Source organism: Vibrio sp. QJM3NY_35 (assembly GCF_057785915.1).
In genome coordinates, this window is the sequence record NZ_CM173507.1 from 594775 (window position 1) to 609307 (window position 14533).

A 14533-nucleotide genomic window follows, 5' to 3' on the forward strand; every position below is an offset into this window, starting at 1 on the left:
GTGATTAGGATCACATGGTATTTGCTACATCTTGAGATAAAAATCTTTCGTGAGCGCAATAAATGCTTCGCTATAACCACCTTGGTGGTGAATTGTAAGCGATTCGCGCTGCAAATCTTGCTCGCAAGCAGGATCTTTAGATAACTCGAATAAAATTCGGCTAGTTGGCTTTTTATCTGTTGTTTTCACATCAAGGCGTTTTGCTAGATACCAACCACATTGCTCGGCAAGCTTGATAAAACCTTCCCCCTCAGGCGTCGGTAGGATGAAACTGGCAGTCGCGAATTCAGTGGTTAGCTCAAAACAACGCTGGGTAAGCGCTAAGTGATCCAAGCTGTCGGTGTGTCTGGCGGTGGCTCTTTGGCTTTGTTGCGCCTGTTCTCCAGAGTTGAAGTAGGGCGGGTTACAGATGATCGCATCAAACCTTTGTGGAAAGTCGGCTGTTAACACGCTGCCGTGATGAAGGGAGATACGATCTGGCCAAGGCGATTGCTCAATATTGACTGTGGCAGCATCAATGGCGTGTTGATCAATATCTATCGCAGAGATTAAAGCATCCTCAAAACGCTGCGCTGCCATTAAGGCCAGCAGACCTGTTCCTGTTCCAATATCGAGTACACATGATCTTTGTGGCAGGCTTACCCATGCGCCAAGTAATACGCCATCGGTACTGACTGGCATACCGCTTTGCCCGCCGTAAATTGAGAAATGCTTAAAATTGAAGCTTTTAGTTTGCACGGTTTTGTCTTTCATTAATGTTCTGAGTATCGAGATATTTTAAGTGATTAGCTCTAATGTTAATCGCTTGTATGGATCAATGTTCTGCTTGAAAAACTATTGTTGTGAATTATGGTTAGTTTATAATTGTGGCTATTTTTCTATAGCTAGTGGAATCCACTGCTTTTTGTTCTCATATGCAAATTTATATGGTGTTTTTGTGTGGTGGCTTGCAGCTAGCCAGTTGTTTCGTCATTATGCGCGACTATTTTATAATTGATTGGCAGCTTTGAGCTGTAACATTCATGTAAGCACAACATAAATTCATAAATATAATTAAGGATTATCTGTGAAACAGAGTCTAAAACTAACAGATATAATGGCATTGGGCTTTATGCTTTTTGCGTTTTTCTTGGGTGCGGGTAACATCATCTTCCCACCTCTAGCTGGCCAATTAGCTGGTGATCACTTCCTTCCAGCGATGTCTGGTTTTCTGCTGACTGCCGTTGGTCTGCCGTTAATCACTATCGTCGCGGTCGCGGTGGCTGGTGGCTCTTGGGGTCACTTAACTAAAGATCTTCCTAAGAAAGCTGCAACCATCATGGCTGTGCTGATCTTTATCATTATCGGTCCTGCATTTGCTGCACCGCGTACTGGCCTTGTTGCCTATGAGATGGCGGTGAAACCGTTCTTCATCGATGCCTCTCAAGCTCACCTAACTCTCTTTTCAATTGCATTTTTTGTCGTAGCGATGTTCTTCTCATGGTCGCAAGGTAAGCTTATTGACGTCATTGGTAAGGTACTAACACCTGCACTGTTCGTTGGTTTGGTTGTACTGGCGATTGCTGTGTTCGTTAACCCTCAAGGCGATATTCTTGCGGCTCACGGTGAGTACATCACTCAACCTCTGACCAAAGGTTTCCTTGAAGGCTACAACACCATGGATACTTTTGCTTCATTGATGTTTGGTATGCTGATTGTTGATGCGATTCGTAGCAAGGGCATTACTGACCGTGCAGCGACGACTAAGTACCTAATTAGCGCGGGTTGTATTGCCGCAGCGGGTCTAGCGTTTGTTTACATCTCTCTATTCTTCCTAGGCGCAACAAGTGCAACAGTCGCAGCCGGTGCCGACAATGGCGGCGCGATCTTAAGCCTATACGTTCAATCGTTGTTTGGTCCTTCTGGTCAGCTAGTGCTTTCTGTGATCGTACTGTTAGCGTGTCTAACTACGGCGATTGGCCTTGTGTCAGCATGTTCTGATTACTTCAGCTCGCTAACGCCTCTGTCTTACAAGACTTGGGTAATCATCAACGGTGTCGCTTGTGCAACTGTTGCGAACGTTGGTCTTTCTCAACTGATTTCTCTGTCTGTTCCAGTACTGTTTGCACTGTACCCAGTCGCTATCGCGTTGGTTGCTCTGACATTCTTGCGTAGCCGTTTCCCTAATCCAAAAGCGGCTTACCGCGGAGTGGTATTAGTGTCACTGCTGTTTGCTCTTATTGATGGCGCTAAAGTTGCGGGTGTAGACGTGTCTGCACTTAAGATGCTGCCACTGTTTGAGATCGGTATGGGTTGGTTGCTTCCAACAACGGCTGCAATCATATGTATGTTCTTTGTTGGCAAGTCAACAGAACAAGAGATGGCTGAAGAGACTGTTTAATCTTCCGTTGAGATTAGATTGTCCTTCGAGATGAAATAGAAAAGGCCTCATTACTTCGCAGTAATGAGGCCTTTTTGTATTCTGTGGTCTTTTTATATTCAGCTAGTTACTTAGTTAGCCGGGGACATTTCTGTTTGGTTATAGCTTTTCGCTGTATTCAACTAGAACTTGCTCAACCCAGCTTGCAATACGGTCGTCGCTAAGCTCGTATTGTGAATCTTCATCAAGCGCCAAACCAACGAATTGAGATTTGTCTGCCGTTAATGCTTTAGACGCTTCGAACTCGTAGCTGTCATCGTTTGGCCAGAAACCCACAAACTCTGCCCCCGCGGTTTTCAGTTCATCATGCAACAGACCCATCGCATCAAGGAACCATTCGCCGTAGCCTTCTTGGTCACCTAAACCAAACAGAGCCACAACCTTGCCTTTCATTGGCGTGGTTGCGATGTCTTCCCACAGTTCATTCCAATCTTCTTGGATTTCACCGAAGTCCCACGTTGAGATACCAAGCAGTAAAAGGTCGTAGTCCGCCATCAATGAAAGAGGGGTTTCTTTCACGTTATGGATATCAACTAGGTCTTCACCAATAATGCCGCGAATTTTCTCTGCTGCCATTTCGGTATAGCAGGTGGTTGAGCCGTAAAATAATCCAATTTTCATAGCAAACGTTCGATTTTAATTTCAGATGGCGAATTCTAACCATAAATCGACTTCGATTGCAGCGATTATCCGCTCAAGTCGTAATTTTTATGGCATTCATATTTGCTCTGACATACTCTCAAAACAGTTTCCAATATTGTGAGTAACACTATGCAGTCGCCTCAAGGGCAGAGCGCAGACCACGGTCTCGTTGAGCAGTTTTTAGATGCTATGTGGATGGAGCGAGGATTATCGGAGAATACGCTGGTTTCGTACCGTACCGATTTGTCCAAGTTATTAGCGTGGATGGAAAAGAACAATTACCGCCTCGACTTCATCAGCCTTTCAGGGTTACAGGATTATCAAGGCTGGTTAGTTGACGCTGATTTTAAGCAGACTTCTCGTGCCCGTATGTTGTCGGCGATTCGTCGCTTGTTCCAATACTTACACCGCGAGAAAATCAGAGGTGATGATCCAAGTGCCTTGTTGATCAGCCCGAAGCTGCCACAACGCTTGCCGAAAGATTTGAGCGAAGAGCAGGTGGACGCTTTGCTCGATGCGCCAGATCCGAACGATCCGATTGAGCTTCGCGATAAGGCGATGCTTGAGTTACTCTATGCAACCGGTTTGCGTGTGACAGAACTGGTTAGCTTGACGATGGAAAACATCAGCCTAAGACAGGGCGTGGTGCGTGTTATTGGTAAGGGTGGCAAAGAACGCTTGGTACCCATGGGCGAAAATGCGGTGGATTGGATAGAGACTTTTATTGAACAAGGTCGTCCACATCTACTCGGTGAAAACAGTTCCGATGTGGTTTTTCCGAGTAAACGCGCCAAGCAAATGACCCGTCAGACGTTCTGGTATCGTATCAAGCACTACTCGGTCGTCGCCGGTATCGACACAGAATTGTTGTCACCCCACGTATTGAGACACGCTTTTGCGACGCATTTACTGAACTATGGCGCAGATCTCAGGGTCGTACAGATGTTACTTGGGCATAGTGACTTATCGACAACCCAAATTTATACTCACGTGGCGACTGAAAGGCTGAAGCAAATTCACGCGCAGCATCACCCACGTGCTTAAATCCATTTATTTTTAAGGTGAACTTAATGAGCGTATTACGCCGTCTTCCTCTACTAGCGCTTCCTCTTATGATTACTGCATGTAATGCATCAGAAGCGAAAGTAGAAACAACGTCAACAGCCGTAGAAGCTGCTCCTGCTCAAGCTATTGATACTGCAGCGTTAACTAAGCGTTTTGAAAAGATCGGCATTAAGGTCGATAAGATTGTTCCTTCGGATATCGATGGTCTTTTAGAAGTTCAAACCAACAGCGGCATTATCTTTTCTTCTCCTAAGGGCGACCATTTTCTAGCCGGTACACTTTACTCTTTGGATGACAACGGCAAGTTCAGTGATGTTTTGGCTGAGCGTCAAGCTCCGTTGAATGCTGAAAAAGTAGCAGCAATGTCGGGTACGGTTATCGAATATAAAGCTGATAACGAAAAGTACGTTGTGACGGTATTTACGGATATTACCTGTGGCTACTGTGTTCGTCTGCACAGCCAAATGCAGGGCTACAACGATCTGGGTATTACCGTTCGTTACATGGCTTACCCGCGTCAAGGCGCGACAGGACAAGTGGCTGATCAAATGGCGGCAATCTGGGCGTCAGATGATCCAAAAACAGCTATGCATGACGCTAAAGTAAATCGTCAAATGCCAGCGTCTGGTAAAGACCTAGCAGAGCAGAAGCAGATCATTGCTAAACAATACCAATTGGGTCGTGAGCTTGGCATCAATGGTACACCGGCTATCGTACTAGCAAGTGGTGAGTTGGTGAGTGGTTACTTGCCGCCAGCACAACTTCTTCAACGTTTAGAGCAATAATCTCGTTTTCTGTATTGCCATTTATCCCCCCATGTTTTTGATTTAAGGAGTGGCCTGATTGATATCGGGCCCATTTTTATATGATAGAGATCCAACGCCGTCCAGAGGTCGACATTTCAGTCTTACCTGCTCACTTACCTGACTTATTAAAGCGTATTTATGTGAGTCGTGGAATCGACAGTGCTGACCAACTAGAGACAGCAGCGAAAGGCTTGCACTCTTATCAAAAACTGGGTGGCATTGATGCTGCGGTTGAACTGTTGTTCAAGGCCATTCAGCAGCAAAAACGCATCATCATTGTTGGTGACTTTGATGCCGATGGCGCAACCAGTTCAGCGTTGTCCGTACTTGCTCTACGTATGTTGGGCAGTTCTAACGTCGATTATCTGGTACCAAACCGTTTTGAAGATGGTTATGGCTTGAGCCCTGAGGTTGTCGAACAGGCAATCGAGCTTGGCGCCGAAGTGATCATGACGGTTGATAACGGTGTCTCTTCTATTGAAGGTGTTCGTTTCGCTAAAGAGAAAGGACTAGAGGTTCTGGTTACCGACCATCACTTGCCGGGCAATGAACTGCCAATGGTCGATGCGATGGTTAACCCAAACCTTGAGAGCTGTGCTTTTCCTTCGAAAGCCCTAGCGGGTGTTGGTGTCGCTTTTTATCTGATGATGGCATTGTGTGTTCACATGCGTAAGTTGGGTTGGTTTGCAGAGCGCGGCATGACAGAACCTAAGTTGATGGAACTGATTGACCTTGTGGCGCTGGGTACTGTTGCGGATGTGGTACCACTCGATGAAAATAACCGTATTTTGGTTCATCAAGGTTTGCAGCGTATCCGTGCAGGCAAAGCGCGCCCGGGTATTCAGGCCTTGATTGAAATTGCTAAGCGAGACGCTAAGCGTTTGGTCGCTTCTGATTTTGGTTTTGCACTTGGCCCACGTATCAATGCGGCAGGCCGATTGGATGATATGTCGTTTGGTGTTGAGTTGTTGATGAGCAATAACATTCACGCCGCGCGTCGAATGGCCAGTGAATTAGATGGCTTGAACCAAACCCGTAAAGAGATCGAAGAGGGCATGAAACAAGAAGCGATGGCTTTTTGTGAGCGCCTTGAATTTGGTAAAGATGACCTACCGTCTGGCTTAGCCCTATTCCAACGTGATTGGCACCAAGGTGTGATTGGTATATTGGCTTCACGTATCAAAGATAAATACCACCGCCCAGTGATTGCGTTTGCAGATGGTGGCGAAGGAAGCATTAAGGGCTCTTGTCGCTCGATTCCGGGTTTGCACATGCGCGATGCGCTAGACCGTATCGACACTCAAAACCCAGGCTTGATTCTTAAGTTTGGTGGCCACGCAATGGCTGCTGGCTTAACGATCATGGAAAAGGATTTTGAACGCTTCAGCAAGCTGTTCAATGATGTGGTGAAGAATGAACTTGGAGAAACAGCACTGAAGGGCATTATCTTGTCTGACGGAGAGCTGTTACCAGAAGAGTTCTCGATGCACACTGCTGAAACGCTGCGTTCAGGTGGCCCGTGGGGACAAGCTTTCCCTGAGCCAATCTTCGACGGTGAATTTAAAGTGCTGCACCAAAAGTTGGTGGGTGAAAAGCACCTTAAGCTGATGCTTGAGCCGCTATACAAAGGTCATCCAACCAATGTGATGATTGACGGTATTGCCTTTAACGTCGACCTACGTCGCTGGCCAGATGCCTCGGTGAAAACCGTTCACCTTGCATTTAAGCTCGATATCAACGAATTTCGCGGCAACCAATCGTTGCAGCTGATGATTGATCATATCGAAGCCAAATAGTTATTTTGGGCTCAATAATGCTCATCCTATAGCGCCAGATTCAACAAGCTCTGTTCAAAAACAGGGCTTGTTTTCCTTCCTGCCCTTACAAATTTTACGTGTTTTTTCTGCCTGTCAATTTTATATCCCATTAAGTTGTTGAATCTTCGTTCGCCACTCTAAAAAATTCTGTATCTCCGTCACACTTTTGAGTACAATTCTCCGGTTAAATTCTACTCATAAATGATGAGCTAAAATGTTTGAAATCAATCCTATAAAAAACCGTCTGCAGGATGTGTCTGAGCGCACAAATATCCTGAGGGGGTATCTTTGACTATGACGCTAAGCAAGAGCGTCTAGAAGAAGTAAACGCAGAATTAGAACAACCGGATGTATGGAACGAACCTGAGCGTGCACAAGCGCTAGGTAAAGAACGTTCTGCATTAGAAGCGGTAGTAGAAACGATCGACCAACTTGACCAAGGTGTTGAGGATGTTGATGGCCTATTAGAGCTTGCGGTTGAAGAAGAAGATCAAGAAACGTTCGATGAAATTGAACCAGAACTGGCCGAGCTTGAAGCTAAGCTAGAGAAGCTGGAATTCCGTCGTATGTTCTCTGGTGATCACGATGCATCAGATTGCTACATCGATTTACAGTCAGGCTCGGGCGGTACAGAAGCTCAAGACTGGACTTCAATGATGTTGCGCATGTACTTACGTTGGGCAGATTCGAAAGGCTTCAAGACTGAAGTTATCGAAGTGTCGGATGGTGATGTTGCTGGCCTTAAAGGCGCAACGGTACGTATTTCTGGTGAGTATGCTTACGGTTGGTTACGCACAGAGACTGGTGTTCACCGTCTAGTTCGTAAGTCACCATTTGATTCAAGTGGTCGTCGTCATACTTCATTTGCATCTGCGTTTATCTATCCTGAGATTGATGACAACATTACGATCGACATTAATCCTTCTGACCTACGTATTGACGTATACCGTGCCTCTGGCGCTGGTGGTCAACACGTAAACACCACGGAATCGGCGGTACGTATTACTCACGTTCCGACCAACACCGTGGTTCAGTGTCAGAATGATCGTTCGCAGCATAAGAACAAAGATCAAGCGATGAAGCAGCTACGTGCTAAGCTTTTTGAACTTGAGATTCAAAAACAAAATGCTGAAAAACAAGCGAGCGAAGAAACGAAATCAGACATCGGTTGGGGCAGTCAGATCCGCTCTTACGTACTGGATGATTCTCGTATCAAAGATTTACGCACCGGCATCGAAAACCGTAATACTCAAGCGGTTCTTGACGGTGACTTAGACAAGTTTATTGAAGCTAGCCTGAAATCAGGTCTGTAAGCTTTATCAACTATTAAGCTTTACCAATAATATTGGTAAAAATGCCTATATTTGCAAAAATATAGCGGTCCAAATTTTAAAAGCAGGGTACATCTCTAATGACTGATGCTGTTCAAAACGAAAACGCACAAGAAGCTTCTTCACCTGAAGAGAACAAACTAATCGCTGAGCGCCGCAGCAAGCTGGATCACATCCGCCAAAACTGCAAAGCTAACGGTCACCCAAATGACTTCCGTCGTGAGCACCTAGCTGGCGATCTTCAAGCGGAATTCGGTGAGAAGACTAAGGAAGAGCTAGAAGAGCTTAACCACATCGTTGCGATCGCTGGTCGTGTTATGGCGAAGCGTGGTCCATTCCTTGCGATTCAAGAAACTTCTGGTCGTATCCAAGCATACGCAGCGAAAGACGTACAAAAAGTACTGAAAGAGAAGTACCAAGGCCTAGATATCGGTGACATCATCGGTGTTAAAGGTGCGCTTCACAAATCGGGTAAAGGCGACCTTTACGTGAACATGGAAGAGTTTGAATTGCTAACGAAAGCACTTCGCCCTCTACCAGAGAAGTTCCACGGTCTAACTGATCAAGAGATGCGTTACCGTCAGCGTTACGTTGACCTAATCGTGAACGAAGACTCTCGCAATGCATTCATCGTGCGTTCTAAGCTAGTATCTTCAATCCGTAACTTCATGAGCGCGAAAGGCTACCTAGAAGTTGAAACGCCAATGATGCACGTGATCCCGGGTGGCGCAACTGCACGTCCATTCATCACTCATCACAATGCACTAGACATCGACATGTACCTACGTGTTGCACCAGAGCTTTACCTTAAGCGACTAGTGGTTGGTGGTTTTGACCGTGTATTCGAGATCAACCGTAACTTCCGTAACGAAGGTCTATCTCCGCGTCACAACCCAGAATTCACAATGATGGAATTCTACCAAGCGTACTCTGACTATAAAGACCTTATGGATCTGACAGAAGAGATGCTAAGCACGGCAGCAATGGACGTTCTTGGTTCTACTTCTATGCCTTACGGTGACGAAACGGTTGAGTTCGGTGGCACTTACGCTCGCATGAGCATGTTCGATGCAATCAAACACTACAACCCTGAGCACGCTGAGATTCAAGCGCTAACAGAAGCAGACCTACAAGACCGTGAGAAGATGGTTGCTATCGCAAAATCTGTACACGTAGACGTAGAAACGTTCTGGACATGTGGTCAGCTTCTAGAAGAGATCTTTGGTGAAACGGCTGAGCCTCAGCTAATTCAACCAACGTTCATCACTGGCTACCCAGCGGACATCTCTCCTCTAGCACGTCGTAGCGATGACAACCCATTCTTCACAGACCGTTTTGAGTTCTTCATCGGTGGCCGTGAAGTAGCGAATGGTTTCTCTGAGCTTAACGATGCACAAGACCAAGACGAGCGTTTCAAAGCGCAAGTTAACGCGAAAGACGCGGGTGATGACGAAGCGATGTACTACGATGCAGACTACATTACTGCACTAGAGCACGGCCTACCGCCAACAGCGGGTCAAGGTATCGGTATCGACCGTCTAGCAATGCTATTTACAAACACGCACACAATCCGTGACGTGATCTTGTTCCCGGCAATGCGTCCACAAGCGTAATTCTCGCTTATAGGGCGTAACAGCCTATGTAATTAAAAAGCCACCTTCGGGTGGCTTTTTCTGTTTTTGGGCTTCAAAACCTAGTCTGTACCGCACTCTTGATTCGAAAAATCGTTATTTCTGACATAGTCTTACTATTGAGACACAAAATCTAAGATAGTCTCACTACTATACGTCTCTGCTCTGAATACGATCTCGCGGCATTTTGTCGAACGATGAAGCAGTGACTCGTATTAGTCTGATTTAAATAAAAATAGAATAAGGAAGAAGGATGGGAACTCAATTTAAGATGGATTCCTTACCAGGTTCTCTTATCGTCGTTGGTGGTGCGTACGAACCCTGGTTATCAGTGTTAGAACAAGTGGGTTGGCAGTGTACCCAGTGTGCAGATTTACGAAAAGCCGATGCCTTGATTGCTGATATTGGCCCATGTATTGGTATTGTCGATCTTAGTCATGATGAGTTCAGTCTCAACGGTATTGCAAACCTTGTGAGCAATAACAAGCAAGTGAGATGGCTCGCCTTTATCCGTGAGTCTCAATTAAGCTCTGATACGATCTGCCAGTTTATCGTCAACTTCTGTATCGACTTTTTCACGGCGCCAATCCCAGATGCTCAATTGCTGAGTACCATTGGTCACCAATTGGGTATGCTTAAGCTTGAGCAGAAAGTATGGCCAAACTACGGCATCAACAACAATATGGGTTTGCTTGGCGACTCTGTGGCCGTGAAGCGCTTGAGAGACCAGGTAAAGCGCATTGGGCCGACGGATGTCAGTATCTTGATTTATGGCGAGAGTGGGGCGGGTAAAGAGACGATTGCACGCTCGATTCATCAAAACTCGTCACGAGCTCAGAAACCATTTTTAACGGTTAACTGCCGTGCCTTGTCTGAAATGAGAATAGAGGCCGAGGTGTTTGGCATCTCGGCACAGCCAGCGACAGCGCCTTGTATGTTGGAAGAAGCCGATGGCGGAACCATCTTGCTTAATGATGTTTTAGCGATACCACGCAATCAACAACTGAATCTGTTGCGCTTTTTACAAGAGGGTAAGATTGAAACCGCTAATGGACCTAAATCCGTTGATGTGCGTATTCTGGCCGCGAACTCCTCTGATATCGAGAAGGCGTTGATCGAGGGCGATTTTAATGAAGAGCTCTATCACTACATCAATGTTCTGCGTATTCATGTTCCAAGCTTAAAAGAACGTGTGAGCGATATTTCAGTACTGGCGAATCATTTTCTGCGTGAGTACTCGAAAGAGTTTAATGCTCAAGCGAAGAGCTTCTCAGACGATGCTATCCGTTCGATGAATCGCTACCATTGGCCTGGAAATGTGCGTGAGCTGATGAATCAGATTAAGCGTGTTGTGTTGATGTCTGATGCTGTGATCATTGAGGAGCACCAACTGGATTTACCGAAACAGAATGATGAACGCCGAAGCTTGAAGAGTATTCGAGAACGCTCAGAGCGCGATGCATTGTTAATTGTTTTGGAATCTTACGGTGGTCAGGTTTCGTTGGCAGCTAAGGAGCTCGGTGTATCACGAGCGACGATGTACCGCTTGCTCAATAAACACAGCCTAATCTCTGAAGGGGTTGTTTAGACTCTTTTCTACATGACTTTATTCAGTCACCGTAAATTAAAGGCCACGTATCTATGTGGCTTTTTTGTTTCTGAAGGATAGTCCGTTGTTTTCTGGTTCGACCCTAAGAGAGATATGCTGTGATTTTATATAATCATAGTGAATATGTTATATACAAATGAATATGCAACTGATATTTCAGGCGAATGCATTGTTTTAAAAATGTTAACCAATTAGCGGTTGAATAATATACTCACTTGGTTAGACTTTAACCGTGAAAGCAACGATTTAACAAAGACTTGTCTGCTTTTACTTCCCCATTTTTTTTGGATTTTTTAGTTAGTTTGGAGGCGCAAATGAAACATTTCGATTTTATACAGCATATTTGCGCGTCGTTTGATCCGTGTACTGACATGGTGACTGATATGTCACTCACATCAGCCATGGCCGATCGAAACACCCAAGATAAACCTAACTAATAGATCCGTACCCTTATTTGGCTGCGGAAAAATAGCAGCTAAGTGAGAAGCCTTCATACTATCTAACACGCTATTTTTCCTCAGTTGATTCAACAACTGGAGAGTTATTATGCGTCACTCAGTATATTTAAAATTAGCAACAGTCCTTATCCGTGCCGATCTTCGTCGTGAAGAGCGTGAATGGCAACGAAAAGTTCGTCGTAGTTCATATGAGCTGCCATGGAACAATACTCACTTATTAAGAGATATTGGTCTTGAAGCTGACGGTCGACCGATTGGTTTTTCTGAACCAGAAGTCGTCACGATTGAACGTCGAGTACGTCACCTTCGTCGTGTCTTAAGTGCGCGAATACCGACGTAATCTGCGGGGTTGATAGCACCTTTCGACCCCTAAGATAATTAACAGTGATAGTTATGGCGTCGAAAGTGCAAACTTTTGAACTAGAACTGGCCAAAAAAGAGAAGCGCTTGCTTCTCTTTTTTGCTTTTTTAAGCCGAGATTTGTGCTTTTTTAAGTCGTTATCTAGTAAAGGAAAAGAGTTCTACTAAGCTTTATAGAGCAAGGGAGGCCGGCTATGCAAAAGCATCAATTAGACATGTGGTTACATGGAGAGCACAAAGACTCTTATCAAACACCGAAAGTGTACGTTATTGGCTGTTCTGATATTTCAGAATATCTATTGGCGGTGGAGTACAAACACAAGCTAGAACCGGTAAAGCAAGACGGCGAGCCGCTTCATTTTGGATCCTTGGATCAAGTGAAAGAGGAGTTACTCCGGCTCGGCTTTGAAAAGGCGTATCTTCGCTTACACAACGCCTATGATGAGTTTGGTAATGAGCCAAGCCAAAGCTACTGCGATATTGAACTGGCGCTTAAACCTCATTAAGAGTCGTTTGTAGCGCGAGATTGATTCTAATTACAGACTGTTTTGTAACGCACTGATAGTTTTGGCTATCGAGGCTAGATTAAACGATCTATGCGTAATGTGTTGTCAGCAATTTGTGGGTGAATTGAGTTCGTAGATAGAAACCGCGTGGTTTGGTTTTGATAGGTTTTCCACTTGCACCGTAAGCTTCCGTTAACACACGACTGTTAGCAGCCTTCGGACGTAAATGCAGTGCTTCACCGTGTCTTGCTGTTATCTGTTCAACATTGCCTAAAACGATCAACTCCATCAGTTCTTCCCAATCTCGTTTCAAGAGTTCATCTTCCGCTTGGCTAGGTGTCCATAATAATGGGGATCCTACATGCCTCTCCGCTAGCGGGATCTCTCTTTCTCCCTCGACAGGGATCCACAGTACCTTGGACAGCTTGTTTCGAACGTGACTGGTTTCCCAAGTTATGCCTTGCACACCCATCAAAGGCGCAACACACACAAAGGTGGTTTCGAGTGGCTTGCCAGAGTAGCCAATCGGAATGCTTTTTAGCTCGATCCCGAGCTTGGCAAAATCTTGCTCTGGTTTACTGCCTGCAGGTGCACCCAAGTGCCATTCCAATAGCTGCCCAACCCAGCCTTTATCACGCTTAAGGTCGTTTGGCATCACCATCTCGGCTTCGTCGGCGAGCTCTTTAAAGGTCATTCCGGCGATGGCATACGCGCGCTCCAACAGCTCTTGTTGTGTTTGTGGTTCTGGTTTCATAATAAAAGGCATGATCAAAAAAACGATTTTATCAGAAATTATCACCAAATGACGACTGGTTAAGAAATGATCTCCTTGCGATGAAAGGGATCAAAATCAGGGTTATCCACAGGACATAAAGGTAATTAATTGAAATATTAATTTAGTGGATAAATAAACAGGGGTTTATGGTGGATAAAATGCTTGCCAAATGGGGTTCAAAATGAATCTTTCACTTGGTAGTGTGGATAAACATCGGAGTGGTTGATCTTTAACCACGTCAGGTTTCTGAAAGATCTTTTACATTTCCAATGTTTTTTAAAACCAAAATATTATTTTAATCGTTTGATTTGTATGGAAATAAATTAGGTTTTATTGATTTGTTGTTTTTGGTGTTGATGAATCTATGGATTAAAAAAAACGATTGCGGGTAATTCTTCACATAGTTATTCACAGAAAAGGTGAATAAATGTGGTCTATGTCTCACTATTGTGTGGGTAACTAGAATTTGAGCAAAACTTATCCATATTCCTAGTTATTATTCATAAATATAGCGCTTATCACGTCACTAAGTTTGCTCCGATTGGGGATATGTGGAAAAATCAGAGTAATTAAAAATTTAGATAGAGGTTGGCCAGTGATAGATGGCGATGGTTACCGATTAAATGTTGGTATTGTAATCTGTAACAACCATGGTCAGGTCTTCTGGGCTAAACGATACGGGCAACATTCATGGCAATTCCCTCAAGGGGGAATAGATGAAGGTGAGACTCCGGAACAGGCAATGTACCGCGAGTTGTATGAAGAGGTTGGCCTTACTAAAAAGGATGTAAAGATCGTCGCGACAAGTCGTCATTGGTTACGCTACAAGCTACCCAAACGACTGGTTCGGTGGGATTCTAAACCTGTCTGTATTGGACAAAAACAGAAGTGGTTCCTTTTGCGCTTAGATTGCGATGAATCGCATATCAATATGCAGCGTGGAAGTACACCTGAGTTTGATGGTTGGCGTTGGGTGAGTTACTGGTACCCAGTTCGACAAGTTGTTTCTTTCAAGCGAGATGTTTACCGTCGAGCGATGAAAGAGTTCGCATCTTTAGCAATGCCGTTTAAAGAGCGAAAAATAAAAGGAAAGCGCAAATTGCGTAGAGGTTAA

13 protein-coding genes are annotated in these 14533 nt (G+C 44.9%); 10 read left to right on the forward strand and 3 right to left on the reverse strand.

Features of this window, described 5'->3' with window-relative positions; translation table 11 throughout:
- Positions 1 to 24: 24 nt before the first annotated feature.
- Positions 25 to 753: a tRNA1(Val) (adenine(37)-N6)-methyltransferase gene (locus tag AC3CH3_RS02680; RefSeq protein WP_488537680.1), complete on the reverse strand. Its 729-nt coding sequence runs from the start codon at positions 751 to 753 to the stop codon at positions 25 to 27.
- Positions 754 to 1066: 313 nt separating this feature from the next.
- Between AC3CH3_RS02680 and brnQ the strand changes: the two genes are divergently transcribed.
- Complete coding sequence (gene brnQ, locus AC3CH3_RS02685; protein WP_488537681.1) at positions 1067 to 2380, forward strand: branched-chain amino acid transport system II carrier protein; 1314 nt, start codon at positions 1067 to 1069, stop codon at positions 2378 to 2380.
- Positions 2381 to 2518: 138 nt separating this feature from the next.
- Here the strand turns inward: brnQ and fldB are convergent, their stop codons facing one another.
- Positions 2519 to 3040 (reverse strand): flavodoxin FldB, encoded by a 522-nt coding sequence (fldB, locus tag AC3CH3_RS02690; protein WP_488537682.1) that lies wholly within the window; start codon positions 3038 to 3040, stop codon positions 2519 to 2521.
- A gap of 150 nt (positions 3041 to 3190) precedes the next feature.
- Here fldB and xerD point away from each other — a divergent pair, with 150 nt between their 5' ends.
- From xerD to AC3CH3_RS02730, 8 genes are all read left to right on the forward strand, one after another.
- Entirely contained in the window at positions 3191 to 4105 is a 915-nt protein-coding gene (gene xerD / locus AC3CH3_RS02695; protein ID WP_123302199.1) for a site-specific tyrosine recombinase XerD, read from the forward strand.
- A 26-nt stretch (positions 4106 to 4131) separates the two neighbouring features.
- Positions 4132 to 4911, forward strand: a complete 780-nt coding sequence (locus AC3CH3_RS02700; protein WP_488537683.1) for a thioredoxin fold domain-containing protein — start codon at positions 4132 to 4134, stop codon at positions 4909 to 4911.
- A gap of 80 nt (positions 4912 to 4991) precedes the next feature.
- Positions 4992 to 6728, forward strand: coding sequence for a single-stranded-DNA-specific exonuclease RecJ (gene recJ, locus AC3CH3_RS02705; RefSeq protein WP_017059329.1), 1737 nt, complete (start codon positions 4992 to 4994; stop codon positions 6726 to 6728).
- 235 nt (positions 6729 to 6963) lie between these two features.
- Positions 6964 to 8062 (forward strand): peptide chain release factor 2 gene (gene prfB, locus AC3CH3_RS02710; RefSeq protein ID WP_102300662.1). Its coding sequence is split into 2 segments (ribosomal slippage): positions 6964 to 7038 and positions 7040 to 8062, totalling 1098 coding nucleotides; the frame shifts between segments, so codons are not numbered across the junction.
- Between the two features lie 98 nt (positions 8063 to 8160).
- Positions 8161 to 9693, forward strand: a complete 1533-nt coding sequence (gene lysS / locus AC3CH3_RS02715; RefSeq protein ID WP_017059330.1) for a lysine--tRNA ligase — start codon at positions 8161 to 8163, stop codon at positions 9691 to 9693.
- A gap of 271 nt (positions 9694 to 9964) precedes the next feature.
- The gene (gene vpsR / locus AC3CH3_RS02720) at positions 9965 to 11299 is read left to right on the forward strand and encodes a cyclic-di-GMP-binding transcriptional regulator VpsR (protein ID WP_488537684.1); all 1335 of its coding nucleotides are present in this window, start codon (positions 9965 to 9967) and stop codon (positions 11297 to 11299) included.
- A gap of 567 nt (positions 11300 to 11866) precedes the next feature.
- Positions 11867 to 12118, forward strand: a complete 252-nt coding sequence (locus tag AC3CH3_RS02725; protein WP_017059332.1) for a hypothetical protein — start codon at positions 11867 to 11869, stop codon at positions 12116 to 12118.
- Between the two features lie 214 nt (positions 12119 to 12332).
- Positions 12333 to 12644 (forward strand): DUF6482 family protein, encoded by a 312-nt coding sequence (locus AC3CH3_RS02730; protein ID WP_004735016.1) that lies wholly within the window; start codon positions 12333 to 12335, stop codon positions 12642 to 12644.
- Between the two features lie 88 nt (positions 12645 to 12732).
- On the opposite strand, the gene mutH is transcribed toward AC3CH3_RS02730, so the two are convergent.
- On the reverse strand, positions 12733 to 13398 hold the full coding sequence (gene mutH / locus AC3CH3_RS02735) for a DNA mismatch repair endonuclease MutH (RefSeq protein ID WP_048606845.1): 666 nt from the start codon (positions 13396 to 13398) through the stop codon (positions 12733 to 12735).
- A gap of 616 nt (positions 13399 to 14014) precedes the next feature.
- Between mutH and rppH the strand changes: the two genes are divergently transcribed.
- Positions 14015 to 14533, forward strand: a complete 519-nt coding sequence (gene rppH / locus AC3CH3_RS02740; RefSeq protein ID WP_017059335.1) for an RNA pyrophosphohydrolase — start codon at positions 14015 to 14017, stop codon at positions 14531 to 14533.